The sequence below is a fragment of the Streptomyces cinerochromogenes genome, assembly GCF_014648635.1.
Taxonomy (GTDB): Bacteria; Actinomycetota; Actinomycetes; order Streptomycetales; family Streptomycetaceae; genus Streptomyces; species Streptomyces cinerochromogenes.
Window position 1 is genome coordinate 72,240 of record NZ_BMRM01000024.1, and the last position, 14,251, is coordinate 86,490.

Annotated in this window: 14 protein-coding genes; 1 reads left to right on the forward strand and 13 read right to left on the reverse strand. The window is 68.8% G+C overall.

Annotated features, from left to right (window positions below; translation table 11 throughout):
- Positions 1–95 precede the first annotated feature (95 nt).
- Positions 96–1,916: a glycoside hydrolase family 18 chitinase gene (locus IEZ20_RS34725; protein ID WP_189306183.1), complete on the forward strand. Its 1,821-nt coding sequence runs from the start codon at positions 96–98 to the stop codon at positions 1,914–1,916.
- Between the two features lie 87 nt (positions 1,917–2,003).
- Here IEZ20_RS34725 and IEZ20_RS34730 read toward each other — a convergent pair whose 3' ends face one another.
- From IEZ20_RS34730 to IEZ20_RS34790, 13 genes are all read right to left on the reverse strand, one after another.
- Positions 2,004–2,450 carry a DUF2550 domain-containing protein gene (locus tag IEZ20_RS34730; RefSeq protein WP_189306185.1) on the reverse strand — a complete coding sequence of 149 codons (447 nt, stop codon included), beginning with the start codon at positions 2,448–2,450 and terminating at the stop codon, positions 2,004–2,006.
- A gap of 130 nt (positions 2,451–2,580) precedes the next feature.
- Positions 2,581–2,955 carry a F0F1 ATP synthase subunit epsilon gene (locus IEZ20_RS34735; RefSeq protein WP_023546729.1) on the reverse strand — a complete coding sequence of 125 codons (375 nt, stop codon included), beginning with the start codon at positions 2,953–2,955 and terminating at the stop codon, positions 2,581–2,583.
- Positions 2,956–3,065: 110 nt separating this feature from the next.
- On the reverse strand, positions 3,066–4,502 hold the full coding sequence (gene atpD / locus IEZ20_RS34740) for a F0F1 ATP synthase subunit beta (RefSeq protein WP_189306187.1): 1,437 nt from the start codon (positions 4,500–4,502) through the stop codon (positions 3,066–3,068).
- The gene (locus IEZ20_RS34745; RefSeq protein WP_189306189.1) at positions 4,503–5,420 is read right to left on the reverse strand and encodes a F0F1 ATP synthase subunit gamma; all 918 of its coding nucleotides are present in this window, start codon (positions 5,418–5,420) and stop codon (positions 4,503–4,505) included.
- Positions 5,421–5,441: 21 nt separating this feature from the next.
- Positions 5,442–7,034 carry a F0F1 ATP synthase subunit alpha gene (gene atpA, locus IEZ20_RS34750; RefSeq protein ID WP_189306192.1) on the reverse strand — a complete coding sequence of 531 codons (1,593 nt, stop codon included), beginning with the start codon at positions 7,032–7,034 and terminating at the stop codon, positions 5,442–5,444.
- 150 nt (positions 7,035–7,184) lie between these two features.
- A complete protein-coding gene (locus tag IEZ20_RS34755) occupies positions 7,185–8,000 on the reverse strand; it encodes a F0F1 ATP synthase subunit delta (RefSeq protein ID WP_189306194.1) in 816 nt (271 codons plus the stop codon).
- Positions 7,997–8,542 carry a F0F1 ATP synthase subunit B gene (locus tag IEZ20_RS34760; RefSeq protein WP_189306196.1) on the reverse strand — a complete coding sequence of 182 codons (546 nt, stop codon included), beginning with the start codon at positions 8,540–8,542 and terminating at the stop codon, positions 7,997–7,999. Before IEZ20_RS34760 ends, IEZ20_RS34755 begins: the two co-directional genes overlap by 4 nt.
- Positions 8,543–8,579: 37 nt before the next feature.
- Complete coding sequence (locus IEZ20_RS34765) at positions 8,580–8,828, reverse strand: ATP synthase subunit C-like protein (protein WP_018544514.1); 249 nt, start codon at positions 8,826–8,828, stop codon at positions 8,580–8,582.
- Between the two features lie 72 nt (positions 8,829–8,900).
- Positions 8,901–9,743 carry a F0F1 ATP synthase subunit A gene (gene atpB, locus IEZ20_RS34770; RefSeq protein WP_189306198.1) on the reverse strand — a complete coding sequence of 281 codons (843 nt, stop codon included), beginning with the start codon at positions 9,741–9,743 and terminating at the stop codon, positions 8,901–8,903.
- 210 nt (positions 9,744–9,953) lie between these two features.
- A complete protein-coding gene (locus tag IEZ20_RS34775) occupies positions 9,954–10,394 on the reverse strand; it encodes a Cg1360 family ATP-synthase-associated protein (RefSeq protein WP_189306200.1) in 441 nt (146 codons plus the stop codon).
- A 304-nt stretch (positions 10,395–10,698) separates the two neighbouring features.
- A complete protein-coding gene (locus IEZ20_RS34780; protein WP_189306202.1) occupies positions 10,699–12,051 on the reverse strand; it encodes an MraY family glycosyltransferase in 1,353 nt (450 codons plus the stop codon).
- Positions 12,052–12,179: 128 nt separating this feature from the next.
- Entirely contained in the window at positions 12,180–13,418 is a 1,239-nt protein-coding gene (glyA, locus tag IEZ20_RS34785) for a serine hydroxymethyltransferase (RefSeq protein WP_189306205.1), read from the reverse strand.
- A gap of 121 nt (positions 13,419–13,539) precedes the next feature.
- A complete protein-coding gene (locus IEZ20_RS34790) occupies positions 13,540–14,202 on the reverse strand; it encodes an arsenate reductase/protein-tyrosine-phosphatase family protein (RefSeq protein WP_189306207.1) in 663 nt (220 codons plus the stop codon).
- Positions 14,203–14,251 lie beyond the last annotated feature (49 nt).

Here is a 14,251-nt window from a genome sequence, read left to right on the forward strand (position 1 = left end):
TTGACCTGTGGTCCAGACCTTTCTACCCTCGCAGCACCGTGGGCATGAAGGCTCAGTCATGCCCCTGACACCCCCGACGACGAGGGAGGCGCAGCATGCGCTTCAGACACAGAGCCGCGGCGGCATTCGCGACCCTGTTGCTCCCCATGGCCGGCGCGGTCGGCCTCGCGAGCCCCGCCCAGGCCGCAGCCAACGCCACGGCCACCTTCACCAAGACCAGCGACTGGGGCAGCGGTTTCGGCGGTCAGTGGACCGTCAAGAACACCGGCACCAGCACCATCAGCTCCTGGACCGTCGAGTGGGACTTCCCCTCCGGCACCAAGGTCACCTCGGCCTGGGACGCCACGGTCACCAACTCCGGTGACCACTGGACCGCCAAGAACGTCGGCTGGAACGGCACCATCGCCCCCGGCGCCTCCGTCTCCTTCGGCTTCAACGGCTCGGGCTCCGGCTCCCCGTCCAACTGCAAGCTCAACGGCGACAGCTGCGACGGCACGACGGTCCCCGGCGACGCGGCCCCCTCCGCCCCCGGCACCCCCACCGCCTCCTCGGTCACCGACACCTCGGTGAAGCTCGCCTGGAGCGCGGCCACCGACGACAAGGGCATCAAGAACTACGACGTGCTGCGCGACGGCACCAAGGTCGCCACGGTCACCACCACGTCGTACACCGACACCGGGCTGACCGCCGGCACCGACTACTCCTACACCGTGCGGGCCCGCGACACCGCCGACCAGACCGGACCGGTCAGCGGCGCGGTCAAGGTCCACACCACCGGCGGCGGCACCACTCCCCCGCCCACCGGCGACAAGGTCAAGCTCGGCTACTTCACCGAGTGGGGCATCTACGGCCGGAACTACAACGTCAAGAACCTGGTGACGTCCGGCTCCGCCGCCAAGATCACGCACATCAACTACGCCTTCGGCAACGTCACCGGCGGCAAGTGCGCGATCGGCGACTCCTACGCCGACTACGACAAGGCCTTCACCGCCGACCAGTCGGTCAGCGGCGTCGCCGACACCTGGGACCAGCCGCTGCGCGGCAACTTCAACCAGCTGCGCCAGCTGAAGGCCAAGTACCCGAACATCAAGGTGCTGTGGTCCTTCGGCGGCTGGACCTGGTCCGGCGGCTTCGCGGACGCGGCGAAGAACCCGGCCGCCTTCGCCCAGTCCTGCTACGACCTGGTCGAGGACCCGCGCTGGGCCGACGTCTTCGACGGCATCGACATCGACTGGGAGTACCCGAACGCCTGCGGTCTGACCTGTGACACCTCCGGTGCCGCGGCCTTCAAGAACCTGATGTCCGCGCTGCGCGCCAAGTTCGGCTCGAACAACCTGGTCACCGCGGCCACCACCGCCGACGGCTCGGCCGGCGGCAAGATCGAGGCCGCGGACTACGCGGGCGCCGCCCAGTACGTCGACTGGTACAACGTGATGACGTACGACTTCTTCGGCGCCTGGGACGCCAAGGGCCCCACCGCCCCGCACTCCCCGCTCACCTCGTACGACGGCATCCCGAAGGCGGGCTTCACCACCGCCGACGCGATGGCCAAGTTCAAGGCGGTCGGCGTACCCGCGAAGAAGCTCCTCATCGGCATCGGCTTCTACGGCCGCGGCTGGACCGGCGTCACCCAGGACGCGCCGGGCGGCACGGCCACGGGACCGGCGGCCGGCACCTACGAGCAGGGCATCGAGGACTACAAGGTCCTGAAGTCGTCCTGCCCGGCCACCGGCACCGTCGCGGGCACGGCGTACGCGCACTGCGGCAGCAACTGGTGGTCGTACGACACTCCCGCCACCATCAAGTCGAAGATGGCCTGGGCCAACACCCAGGGCCTCGGCGGCGCCTTCTTCTGGGAGTTCAGCGGCGACACCGGCGACGGTGAACTGGTGAACGCCATCAGCAGCAACCTGTAAGAAGCACTACCTGTAAGAGCGCCTAAGCGACATTGACGCTCCCCCAGACTTCGTCCGGGGGGACCCCCAACCAACGAGTGAACGTGGCTACGCCACGTTCACTCGTTGTCCGGGCGGGGCTGCCTCCAGCCACGCGAGGAATCCGGTCAGCGCGTCTTCGCTCATGGCGAGTTCGAGGCGGATACCCCGATGGGTACAGGCGAGGATCACCGCGTCGGACAGCAGCGCCAGCTCCTCCTCGCCCTCGGGCAGCCGGCGGCCGGCCACCTCGATCTGCGCCCGCTCCAGGGTGCGGCGGGGGCGGAAGGCGTAGGAGAAGACCCGGTACCACTCGATGCGGTCGCCGTTGTAGCGGGCGACGCCGTAGGACCAGCCCTTGCCGCCCGCGTCCGGTTTCTCGGGCACGTCCCAGCGCAGGGAACAGTCGAAGGTGCCGCCCGAACGCTGGATCAGCCTGCGGCGCAGACCGAACAGGAACAGCCCCACCACCACGAGCGCCACTACGATCCCGCACACAGTCAGAGCGAGGACCATCGGCACCGACCTCCTCGTCTCCTAGGTAACGGAACGTAAAAAACACCCACATTTGCCTCAGCCGCGGCTGGGTCCGGATGACTCCGGTCCCAGCCGCGGCTGAGGATCGTCAACGCACGGCGTGCTGCGTCTAGCGCGCCGCCGCGGCACGCAGTCGAACGTCCGCGCGACGCTCGGCGGCGGCGTCGCCCTCCGCCTTCGCGCGCTCCAGCTCCCGCTCCGTGCGCTGGACATCGATCTCGTCCGACAGCTCGGCGATCTCGGCCAGCAGCGAGAGCTTGTTGTCCGCGAACGAGATGAAACCGCCGTGCACCGCGGCGACGACCGTTCCACCTTCACTCGTACGGATGGTCACCGGGCCCGACTCCAGCACACCGAGCAGCGGCTGGTGACCGGGCATGACGCCGATGTCGCCGGACGTGGTGCGCGCGACGACCAGGGTGGCCTCGCCGGACCAGACCTGGCGGTCGGCGGCGACCAGCTCGACGTGCAGCTCAGCAGCCAAGGGTGGCTCCTCGGGTCACCACCCGGCGGGGGTGCCGGGTGTTGGGGTCAATTCTAGTGGGCGTGAGTGAGGGGGCGGGACGCACCCGCCCCCTCACACGAGCACGGGGCTCAGGAGACGCCCAGCTCCTTCGCGTTCTTCTTGAGGTCCTCGAGACCACCGCACATGAAGAACGCCTGCTCCGGGAAGTGGTCGTACTCGCCGTCGCAGATCGCGTTGAACGCGGCGATCGACTCGTCCAGGGGCACGTCCGAACCGTCCACGCCGGTGAACTGCTTGGCGACGTGGGTGTTCTGGGACAGGAAGCGCTCCACACGACGGGCACGGTGGACGACGAGCTTGTCCTCCTCGCCCAGCTCGTCGATACCGAGGATCGCGATGATGTCCTGGAGGTCCTTGTACTTCTGCAGGATCGTCTTCACGCGCATGGCCGCGTTGTAGTGGTCCTGCGTGATGTAGCGCGGGTCCAGGATCCGGGACGTGGAGTCCAGCGGGTCCACGGCCGGGTAGATGCCCTTCTCGGAGATCGGACGGGACAGAACCGTCGTCGCGTCGAGGTGGGCGAAGGTGGTGGCCGGGGCCGGGTCGGTCAGGTCGTCGGCGGGGACGTAGATCGCCTGCATCGAGGTGATCGAGTGACCGCGGGTCGAGGTGATGCGCTCCTGGAGGAGACCCATCTCGTCGGCCAGGTTCGGCTGGTAACCCACCGCGGACGGCATACGGCCGAGCAGGGTGGAGACCTCGGAACCGGCCTGCGTGAAGCGGAAGATGTTGTCGATGAAGAACAGCACGTCCTGCTTCTGGACGTCACGGAAGTACTCGGCCATGGTCAGGCCGGCCAGCGCGACGCGCAGACGGGTGCCCGGGGGCTCGTCCATCTGACCGAAGACCAGCGCGGTCTTGTCGATGACGCCCGAGTCGGACATCTCCTCGATCAGGTCGTTGCCCTCACGGGTGCGCTCACCGACACCGGCGAACACGGAGACACCGTCGTGGTTGTTGGCGACACGGTAGATCATCTCCTGGATGAGCACCGTCTTGCCGACGCCGGCGCCGCCGAACAGACCGATCTTGCCGCCCTTGACGTACGGGGTCAGCAGGTCGATGACCTTGACGCCGGTCTCGAACATCTCGGTCTTCGACTCGAGCTCGTCGAAGTTCGGGGCCTTGCGGTGGATGGACCAGCGCTCGCCCTCGTAGGACTCGTCGACGTTCAGCACCTCACCGAGGGTGTTGAACACCTTGCCCTTGGTGAAGTCGCCGACCGGGACGGTGATGCCGTCGCCGGTGTCGACGACCGGGGCCTGGCGGACCAGGCCGTCGGTGGGCTGCATGGAGATGGTGCGGACCAGGCCGTCACCCAGGTGCTGGGCGACCTCCAGGGTCAGCGTCTTCTTCTCGCCCGCGTTGGCCGGGTCGGCGACCTCGACGTGGAGGGCGTTGTAGATCTCCGGCATCGCGTCGACGGGGAACTCCACGTCGACGACCGGGCCGATGACCCGGGCGACGCGGCCCGTAGCCGTCGCGGTCTCAACAGTGGTGGTCATTTATCGGTCACTCCCCGCGGTCGCGTCGGCCAGGGCGCTCGCGCCACCGACGATCTCGCTGATTTCCTGGGTGATTTCGGCCTGGCGGGCCGCGTTGGCAAGACGGGAGAGCGTGTTGATCAGCTCGCCCGCGTTGTCGGTGGCCGACTTCATCGCGCGCCGCGTGGCGGCGTGCTTCGAAGCGGCCGACTGGAGCAGCGCGTTGTAGATGCGGCTCTCCACGTACCGCGGCAGCAGGGCGTCGAGGACGTCCTCCGCCGAGGGCTCGAAGTCGTACAGCGGGAGGATCTCGCCCTTCGGGTGAGCCTCCTCGGCGACCTCTTCGAGCCGCAGCGGCAGCAGCCGGGCGTCGAGCGCCGTCTGCGTCATCATCGAGACGAACTCGGTGAAGACGATGTGCAGCTCGTCCACACCACCGTCGGCCGCGTCCTTCTCGATCGCCTCGATCAGCGGCGCAGCCACCTTCTTGGCGTCCGCGTACGACGGCTCGTCGGTGAAGCCCGTCCACGACTGAGCGATCGTGCGCTCACGGAAGTTGTAGTGGGCGACACCGCGCCGGCCGACGATGTACGTGTCGACCCGCTTGCCCTCGCGCTCCAGGCGCTCGGTCAGCTGCTCCGCGGCCTTGATGGCGTTGGAGTTGAAGGCGCCGGCCAGACCGCGGTCGCTCGTGAGGAGCAGGACCGCGGCACGGGTCGGGTTCTCCGCCTCGGTGGTGAGCGGGTGCTTGGTGTTCGAACCCGTGCCCACCGCCGTGACCGCGCGCGTCAGCTCGGTCGCGTAGGGCGTGGAGGCCGCCACCTTGCGCTGCGCCTTGACGACGCGCGAGGCGGCGATCATCTCCATCGCCTTGGTGATCTTCTTGGTCGCGGTGACGGATCGGATGCGACGCTTGTAGACCCGGAGCTGGGCTCCCATGAGTCAGGTCCCTTCCTTACGTCACTTGGAAGCAGCGGCAGGAGTGTCCTCGCCGAGCAGCTTGCCGTCCGAGGTCTCGAACTGCTTCTTGAACTCCGCCACCGCGTCGTCGATCGCCTGGATCGTGTCGTCCGACATCTTGGCGCCCTCGCGGATGGAGGTCATCAGACCCTGCTCCTTGCGGTGCAGGTAGTCCAGCAGCTCCTTCTCGAAGCGGCGGATGTCGGCGACCGGGACGTCGTCCATGCGGCCGTTGGTGCCGGCCCAGACGGAGACGACCTGGTCCTCGGTGGCCATCGGCTGGTACTGGTCCTGCTTCAGCAGCTCGACCATGCGCTGACCGCGCTCCAGCTGGGCCTTGGAGGCCGCGTCCAGGTCGGAACCGAAGGCGGCGAACGCCTCCAGCTCACGGAACTGGGCGAGGTCCACACGGAGGCGGCCGGAGACCTGGCGCATCGCCTTGTGCTGGGCGGAACCACCGACTCGGGAGACGGAGATACCGACGTTCAGCGCGGGACGCTGACCGGCGTTGAACAGGTCCGACTCCAGGAAGCACTGGCCGTCGGTGATGGAGATGACGTTGGTCGGGATGAACGCCGAGACGTCGTTGGCCTTGGTCTCGACGATCGGGAGACCGGTCATCGAGCCGGCACCCATGTCGTCGGAGAGCTTGGCGCAACGCTCCAGCAGCCGGGAGTGCAGGTAGAAGACGTCACCCGGGTAGGCCTCACGGCCCGGCGGGCGGCGCAGCAGCAGCGACACGGCGCGGTAGGCGTCGGCCTGCTTCGACAGGTCGTCGAAGATGATCAGGACGTGCTTACCCTGGTACATCCAGTGCTGGCCGATGGCCGAACCGGTGTACGGCGCCAGGTACTTGAAGCCGGCCGGGTCGGACGCCGGGGCGGCGACGATGGTCGTGTACTCCAGCGCGCCGTTCTCCTCCAGCGCGCGGCGCACGCCGGCGATGGTGGAGCCCTTCTGGCCGATGGCGACGTAGATGCAGCGGACCTGCTTCTTCGGGTCGCCCGAGCGCCAGTTGTCGCGCTGGTTGATGATCGTGTCGACGGCCAGGGCGGTCTTGCCGGTCTGGCGGTCACCGATGATCAGCTGACGCTGACCACGGCCGATCGGGGTCATCGCGTCGACGGCCTTGTAGCCCGTCTCCATCGGCTCGTGCACCGACTTGCGCTGCATGACCGTGGGGGCCTGCAGCTCAAGGGCGCGGCGGCCGTCGGTCTCGATCTCGCCGAGGCCGTCGATCGGGTTGCCGAGCGGGTCGACGACACGGCCGAGGTAGCCCTCGCCGACCGCGACGGAGAGGACCTCACCGGTGCGGGTGACCGGCTGACCCTCCTCGATGCCGCTGAACTCACCGAGGACGATGGCACCGATCTCGCGCTCTTCCAGGTTCAGCGCGAGGCCGAGGGTGCCGTCCTCGAACTTCAGCAGTTCGTTGGCCATGGCCGAGGGCAGGCCCTCGACCTTCGCGATGCCGTCGCCGGCAAGGGTGACCGTACCGACCTCCTCGCGCGAGGCCGCGTCCGGCTTGTACGACTGGACGAAGTTCTCCAGCGCGTCCCGGATCTCCTCCGGCCGGATCGTGAGCTCCGCCATCTGGGTTCCCTGCTCTCCTTGTTGGGCCCGAAGTTTCACTTTGGGGGTCTGGGGGCGACCCCCAGGAATCCTCTGCACGGCCCAACCAGGGCCGTAAGTACGTACTGCGTCTGTCGGGTTTTCCCGAAAGACCGATCTATCGAGTTGCTGCTAGCTCGCCATGCGGCGGGCGGCCTCGTCCAGCCGGTCCGCGATGGAGCCGTTGATGACCTCGTCACCGACCTGCACCCGGATGCCGCCGACGACCTCGGGGTCGACGTCGAGGTTGAGGTGCATCCGACGCCCGTAGAGCTTGGTCAGGGCGGCGCCGAGGCGCTGCTTCTGCCCGTCGCTCAGCGGCACCGCCGAGGTGACGACGGCGACCATGCGGTCCCGGCGCTCCGCGGCGAGCTTGGACAGGGACTCCAGTCCCGTCTCCAGGCTACGTCCCCGCGGCGCGGTGACGAGGCGCGTCACCAGACGCTCGGTGGCCGGCTTGGCCCGCCCGCCGAGGAGCCGGTGCAGCAGCTCGGTCTTGGCCGAGGTGCCGGCGGCACGGTCGGTGAGCGCGGCGCGCAGCTCGGTGCTGGAGGAGACGATCCGGCCGAACCGGAACAGCTCGTCCTCGACGTCGTCCAGGGTGCCGGTCTTCTCCGCCGCCGTCAGGTCGGCGATGTCCGCCAGCTCCTCCAGCGCGTCCACCAGGTCGCGGGACTGCGACCAGCGGGACCGGGCCAGCCCGGACACCAGGTCGGCGGTGGTCCCGCTGACCTGGCCACCGATCAGGCGCTGCACCAGCTGGGCCTTCGCCTCTCCGGGCTGCGCCGGGTCGGTGAGGACCCGGCGCAGGCCGGCCTCGCGGTCGAGCAGCGCGGTGACGGCCGCCAGCTCGTCGGCGAGCTGCGCGGCGTCCACGGACGTGGAGTCCGTCAGCGCGTCGAGACGCTCACGTGCGGCTGCCAGGGCCTCGCGGCTCGCTCCGTTCATCGCGTGGCCTCGGCCTTCTCCTCAAGCTCGTCGAGGAAACGGTCGATCACACGGCTCTGGCGGGCGTGGTCCTCGAGGGACTCGCCGACGAGCTTGCCGGCCAGGTCGGTGGCGAGCTTGCCGACGTCCTGACGCAGCGCCGACGCGGCGGCCTTGCGGTCGGCCTCGATCTGGGCGTGACCGGCGGCGACGATCTCCTCGCGCTGACGCTGGCCCTCGGCCCGCATCTCGGCGATGAGCGCGGCACCCTGCTCCTGCGCCTCCTGGCGCAGACGCGCGGCCTCGTGCCGGGCCTCGGCGAGCTGGGCCTTGTACTGCTCAAGGACGCTACGGGCCTCGGTCTGCGCGGCCTCGGCCTTTTCGATACCGCCCTCGATGGCTTCGCGGCGCTCTTCCAGAACCCTGTTGATGTTCGGGAGGAGCTTCTTGGCGAGGAAGCCGAAGACGATGACGAAGGCGATCAGGCCGATGACGAGCTCTGGGATCGGCGGGATGAGGGGGTTCTCGGCCTCCTCAGCCGCCAGCTGAACCAGGGGGCTCATATCAGTGCCTTTCGTCTATTGGTGCGCGGCGGTCGGGTCAGGAGGCCGGGTAGACGAACGGCATGACCAGACCGATCAGGGCGAGCGCCTCACAGAAGGCGAAGCCGAGGATCTGGTTGGCGCGGATCAGACCGGCCGCCTCGGGCTGGCGGGCGAGAGCCTGCGTGCCGTTACCGAAGATGATGCCGACGCCGACGCCCGGGCCGATGGCGGCGAGACCGTAACCGATGGAGCCGAGGTTGCCCTTGATCTGGACGCCGGCGGCAAGGGTTTCGAGAGCGGACATGCCGGTTCTTCCTTCTCTTTCAATGACCGGTGGGGGTTGGCCACCGGATGTCTGGGTGGGTGGTGGGGGGGCTCAGTGGTGCTCGGCGAGCGCGCCCTGGATGAAGCTGCAGGTCAGCAGTACGAAGACGTAGGCCTGAACAGCCTGGATGAAGAGCTCGAAGGCCGTCATGACGATGACCATCACGAACGACACGCCGGAGTAGGCGATGCCGATGCCGTTGAGCATGTACCAGCTGGCGACCGTGAAGAGCAGCAGCAGGGTGTGGCCCGCGAACATGTTCGCGAAGAGTCGCACGGCGTGGGTGAAGGGCCGCACGAGCAGGTTCGAGAACAGCTCGATCGTCATCGAGAGCGGGAGCACCCCGCCCAGCGACTTGTCGTAGCCGGTGAAGTTCTTGAAGGCACCGACGAAGCCGTGGCGCTTGAAGGTCAGGGAGACCCAGAGGATGTAGACGATGCCGGCCAGGACGGCGGGGTACGAGATGATCGCCGTGACCGGGAACTGGGCGACCGGGATGATCGACCAGAGGTTCATCATCCAGATGAAGAAGAACAGCGAGACGACCAGCGGGACGTACTTCTCGCCTTCCTTCTTACCGATCGTCTCGTAGACGACGCCACGGCGGATGAAGTCGTAGCCGCTCTCGGCCACCAGCTGGAGCTTGCCCGGGACGACCTTCGGCTTGGCGAAGGCGGCCCAGAAGAAGCCCACGACGATGACGGAACCGAGCAGCGCCAGCAGCATGGTCTTGTTGAAGTACGCGTTGCTGTCCGCGTTGCCCCAGAGCGGCTCGAAGAGGAACGAGTGGAGGCCCGGAGCGACGGTGTCGAAGCCGCACCCGTCGAACAGGTGACAGCTCGTGTCGAAAGCGAGCGTCTGCGTCGGGTCAGCACTCACCGCGGGCTCCTTCATCGTGGCGCATAGGTACGGCAACCTCGTTGTGTCGGCGCGGCGTGCGGCCGCGGTTCGGCACGGGACTGGTGTTACGGATGTGGGGGCGGCTGTGGGGCATCTCGCCTCGCGATTGAGCAGGCGTCAGCTCAGATGCCCGCGCCAGCGATGCCGCAGTTGGCACCGGACGATAGCAGCATCTCTCGTGCGCCTTTATCCCGGCCCTACCCCTCACGACGAGTGCCCTGTCTTCTCGGGCTTGTCGCCCTTCGACGAGGCTTCGGGATCGACGTAGAGGATCTTGGCCTTCATGTGCGCACGCGCCTGCGCGGCGATCCACGTCAGGGTGGCGACCACGAGCGCGATGGCGAAGGCACGCGGGTTGAACAGCGTCGTGTTCTTGAACAGGGCGACGAAGATGACCAGCAGCAACAGCTGGGCCGCGTAGAGCATCAGGCCCATCATCTGGAACAGCTGGGGAAAGGATTTGGCGGTGCGCTGGAGCACGTAGAGACCGAGACCCATGAACGCGATCACCACCAGCGTCCCGACGACGGCCCCGATGGCTCCCTTGCCCCCGGCGACCACCCCGCTGACAACGGCGGCGATCACGCCGACGGCAGCCGTGGGCACGGCGGCCTGGGCCAGGATCCGGGCGTCATTGGACGGCATGGCGGCAACTCCGCTTTCACAAGGGGGCAGGGTGTCGTCATGGACGAGCGTAGTCCCGGGCTGAGTGATCGAGACCTCACACCTACGGACCGTCGCACTCAGGTCCTTCGGTCCTATCCGGGGTTCTCGTGAACCGTATCACAAACTATTTGATGAGGTCTTTACCTGCTAGGTGTGCTTGCTGTCACACATGAGAGTGACAGTGCGCGTCTGTGCAAAAACCGAGCCGTCTTGTCTGGTATTGGGGGCATACGCTCCCCCACGACTTGGCAATGCTCTAGTCAGATTCTTACCTTGAAGCGTCTCAGCGGCGGTCGATCAGACGCGAACGAGCGCTGATCGCAGTCGCCCCGTTGACGTTCCGAGCGCCCGCCGGGACGGGCGTGCGCTCGCCCGGCTCCGAACTCCGCGGGGCCTGCGGGCTCTGCGCGTCCTGGCTCTGCGCGTCCTGCGCCGCCTCGGCCGCCACGGCGGTCCCCGCGCCCAGGCCGCGCCTGCGGTACCGCGGCGGCACGAACCGCTGGGCCCACAGCGGCACACGCGGGGTGAAGCGCGGGAGCAGCAGCAGGACCAGGCCGACCGCGCTCAGGAAGACCACGCCCAGCACGATCCACATCGACGCCGAGTTCACCGAGTACGCCAGCGCCCCGAAGCCGATCAGCGCCGACCAGAAGTACATGATCAGCACGGCCCGGCTGTGCGAGTGGCCGATCTCCAGCAGCCGGTGGTGCAGATGGCCGCGGTCGGCGGCGAACGGGGACTGGCCGCGCCACGTGCGGCGGACGATCGCCAGGACCAGGTCGGCGGCCGGTACGGCGATGATCGTCAGCGGGAGCAGCAGGGGGATGTAGACGGGCACCGTCTGGTGGACCGCCGCCTTCTCCGAACCCGTGAACAGCGCCAGCGCGTCCGGGTCCACCTGGCCGGTGATCGAGATCGCGCCGGCCGACAGCACCAGGCCGATCAGCATCGAGCCCGAGTCGCCCATGAAGATCCGCGCGGGGTGCATGTTGTGCGGCAGGAAGCCCAGGCACATGCCCATCAGGATGGCCGCGAACAGCGTGCCGGGGGCGGCGGCCTCGATGCCGTACGAGTACCAGATCCGGTAGGCGTACAGGAAGAACGCGCCCGCCGCGATGCACACCATGCCGGCCGCGAGACCGTCCAGGCCGTCCACGAAGTTCACCGCGTTGATCGTGATGACCACCAGGGCGACCGTCAGGAGCGTGCCCTGCCACTGGGTCAGGGCGACGTTGCCGACGCCCGGGATGGGCAGCCACAGGATCGTCAGACCCTGCATGACCATCACGCCCGCGGCGATCATCTGACCGCCCAGCTTGATCAGCGCGTCGATCTCGAACTTGTCGTCCAGGACGCCGATCAGCCAGATCAGGGCGGCCCCGGAGAGCAGCGCCCGCGGCTCGTTGGACTTCGCGAAGACCTCGTTGAGGTTGGTCAGGTGGTCGGCGACCAGCAGACCCGCGCACAGGCCGAAGAACATCGCGATACCGCCGAGGCGCGGAGTCGGCTCCCGGTGCACGTCCCGGGCCCGGATCTCCGGCATCGCCCCGGCCACGATCGCGAACTTGCGTACCGGCCCTGTCAGCAGATACGTCACCGCGGCCGTGATGCAGAGCGTCAGGAGGTATTCACGCACGGGCTTCCCCACAGGTCTCGCTGGCCATCACAGCCCCACACCCTAGCGACGGATGCATATGGATGAGGACTGCCGGGTAGCGACGATGGTTGCACGCGTGGCTGTGCACCCCGGTCGGCTACCCCCGTTCAGCCGGGATACGGCGGAAACTGGCCGGTCAGCGCGCGCACCTCCTCCCGCGCCGCGGCCGGCTCCCTCTCGCCGCGCAGCACGGCCGCCAGCAGCGCCGCGATCCGCACCATCTCCGGCTCGCCCATGCCCTGGGTGGTGACCGCGGCCGTGCCCAGGCGCAGGCCGCGGCCGTCGCCGTGCGGCAGCGCGCAGCAGTCCAGCACCAGGCCGGCCGCGAGGAGCCGGCCGCGCGCGGTACGGCCCTCCACCCCGAGCGGGGCCGGGTCCGCGGTGATCAGGTGGGTGTCCGTGCCGCCGGTGGTCACGGCCAGCCCCTCGGCGGCCAGGTGACCGGCGAGCACCCGGGCGTTGGCGACCACCTGATGGGCGTACACGGTGAACGCCGGTGTTGCCGCCTCGCCGAACGCGACGGCCTTGGCGGCGATGGTGTGCATCTGGGCGCCGCCCTGGGTGAAGGGGAAGACGGCCCGGTCGACACGCTCGGCCAGCTCGGCCCCGCACAGGATCATCCCGCCGCGCGGGCCGCGCAGCACCTTGTGGGTGGTCGCGCACACGATGTCGGCGTACGGCACCGGGTTCGGGGCCGCACCCCCGGCGACCAGCCCGATCGGGTGCGCCGCGTCCGCGATCAGATAGGCCCCGACCTCGTCGGCGACCTCGCGGAAGAAGGCGTAGTCGATGTGGCGGGGGTAGGCGATCGAGCCGCACACGATGGCTTTCGGCCGGTGGTTGCGCGCCAGGTGACGGACCTGGTCGTGGTCGATGAGCCCGGTCTCCGCGTCCACGCCGTAGCCGACGAAGTCGAACCAGCGGCCGGAGAAGTTCGCCGGGGAGCCGTGCGTGAGGTGGCCGCCGTAGGGCAGGCCGAGGGCGAGGACGGTGTCCCCGGGGCGCAGCAGGGCGGCGTAGGCGGCCAGGACCGCGGAGGAGCCGGAGTGGGCCTGGACGTTGGCGTGCTCGGCGCCGAACAGGGCCCTGGCGCGGTCGATGGCGGCGCGCTCGGCGACGTCGACCAGTTCGCAGCCGCCGTGGTGCCGGGCACCGGGGTAGCCCTCGGCGTACTTGTTGGCGAGCGCGGAGCCGAGGGCCGCCAGCACGGCCGGCGAGCAGAAGTTCTCGGCGGCGATCAGCTGGAGCGTGGTCGACTGCCGCGTCAGCTCCCCGAGCAGGATCTCGGCCATCGCCGGGTCCTGCCGCCGCAGGACGTCGGTCTCGAGGGTAGGGGTGACCGACATGGCGGGCTCCCGGGCGGTCGACGGTGACGTATCCCCAATGTAGGCCCGGGTTGCGGCGCACGCGCGGTTGTTTCGCCCGTTTATGTCGAATTGTGTACGCGTATGCCGGATCACGTCCGCGCTACATGCGCGCCGGAACCCCTGTCAGCGCCGTCACCACCGGATCCAGCGCGTCCCGTATCTCGTCACCGATGGACCGGAAGAAGGTCAGCGGGGCGCCGTACGGGTCGTACACCTCGTCCGCCTCGGCGGTCGGGGCGAGCAGCCAGCCGCGCAGGGCCGCCGCCGCGCGCACCAGCGCCCGGGCCCGCATGACCACGCCGTCCTCCAGCGGCGGCAGGGTGGCCGGATCTATCGCCCGGACCAGCCGGGTGAACTCCTTCAGGGTGAACGTGCGCAGGCCCGCCGAGTGCCCCATGGAGATGACCTGGGCGCGGTGGTCGCGGGTCGCGGTGAGCACCAGGTCGGCCCGGATCACGTGCTCGTCCAGCAGCTCCCGGCCGGTGAACCCGGAGGGGTCCGCGCCGAACTCGGCCAGCACGGTCTCCGCGTGGGACTCCATGGGCGCCCCCTCGTGGCCCCAGGTGCCGGCGCTCTCCACGATCAGCCCGCCGCCGAGTACGCCGAGCCGCTCCGCGACGAAGTGGCGGGTCAGCCGCTCGGTGATGGGCGAGCGGCACACATTGCCGGTGCTGACGTGGAGGATGCGGAAGGTGTCGCGGGGGAACCCGAACGTCGTCGTCTCCTCCGCGCTGTAGCCCCCGCCGCCGCCTATGCCACGCATGGGGGCACCCCCTGCTCGAGCGGAGCCGAGAGCTTGGGGGACTCAGGGG

What these genes read in the sequence shown, in the direction of transcription:
- IEZ20_RS34725 (WP_189306183.1), top strand. Translation starts at nt 96, where the DNA reads ATGCGCTTCAGACACAGAGCCGCGGCGGCATTCGCGACCCTGTTGCTC.
- IEZ20_RS34730 (WP_189306185.1), bottom strand. Translation starts at nt 2,450, where the DNA reads ATGGTCCTCGCTCTGACTGTGTGCGGGATCGTAGTGGCGCTCGTGGTG.
- atpD (WP_189306187.1), bottom strand. Translation starts at nt 4,502, where the DNA reads ATGACCACCACTGTTGAGACCGCGACGGCTACGGGCCGCGTCGCCCGG.
- IEZ20_RS34745 (WP_189306189.1), bottom strand. Translation starts at nt 5,420, where the DNA reads ATGGGAGCCCAGCTCCGGGTCTACAAGCGTCGCATCCGATCCGTCACC.
- atpA (WP_189306192.1), bottom strand. Translation starts at nt 7,034, where the DNA reads ATGGCGGAGCTCACGATCCGGCCGGAGGAGATCCGGGACGCGCTGGAG.
- IEZ20_RS34755 (WP_189306194.1), bottom strand. Translation starts at nt 8,000, where the DNA reads ATGAACGGAGCGAGCCGCGAGGCCCTGGCAGCCGCACGTGAGCGTCTC.
- IEZ20_RS34760 (WP_189306196.1), bottom strand. Translation starts at nt 8,542, where the DNA reads ATGAGCCCCCTGGTTCAGCTGGCGGCTGAGGAGGCCGAGAACCCCCTC.
- IEZ20_RS34765 (WP_018544514.1), bottom strand. Translation starts at nt 8,828, where the DNA reads ATGTCCGCTCTCGAAACCCTTGCCGCCGGCGTCCAGATCAAGGGCAAC.
- atpB (WP_189306198.1), bottom strand. Translation starts at nt 9,743, where the DNA reads ATGAAGGAGCCCGCGGTGAGTGCTGACCCGACGCAGACGCTCGCTTTC.
- IEZ20_RS34775 (WP_189306200.1), bottom strand. Translation starts at nt 10,394, where the DNA reads ATGCCGTCCAATGACGCCCGGATCCTGGCCCAGGCCGCCGTGCCCACG.
- glyA (WP_189306205.1), bottom strand. Translation starts at nt 13,418, where the DNA reads ATGTCGGTCACCCCTACCCTCGAGACCGACGTCCTGCGGCGGCAGGAC.
- IEZ20_RS34790 (WP_189306207.1), bottom strand. Translation starts at nt 14,202, where the DNA reads ATGCGTGGCATAGGCGGCGGCGGGGGCTACAGCGCGGAGGAGACGACG.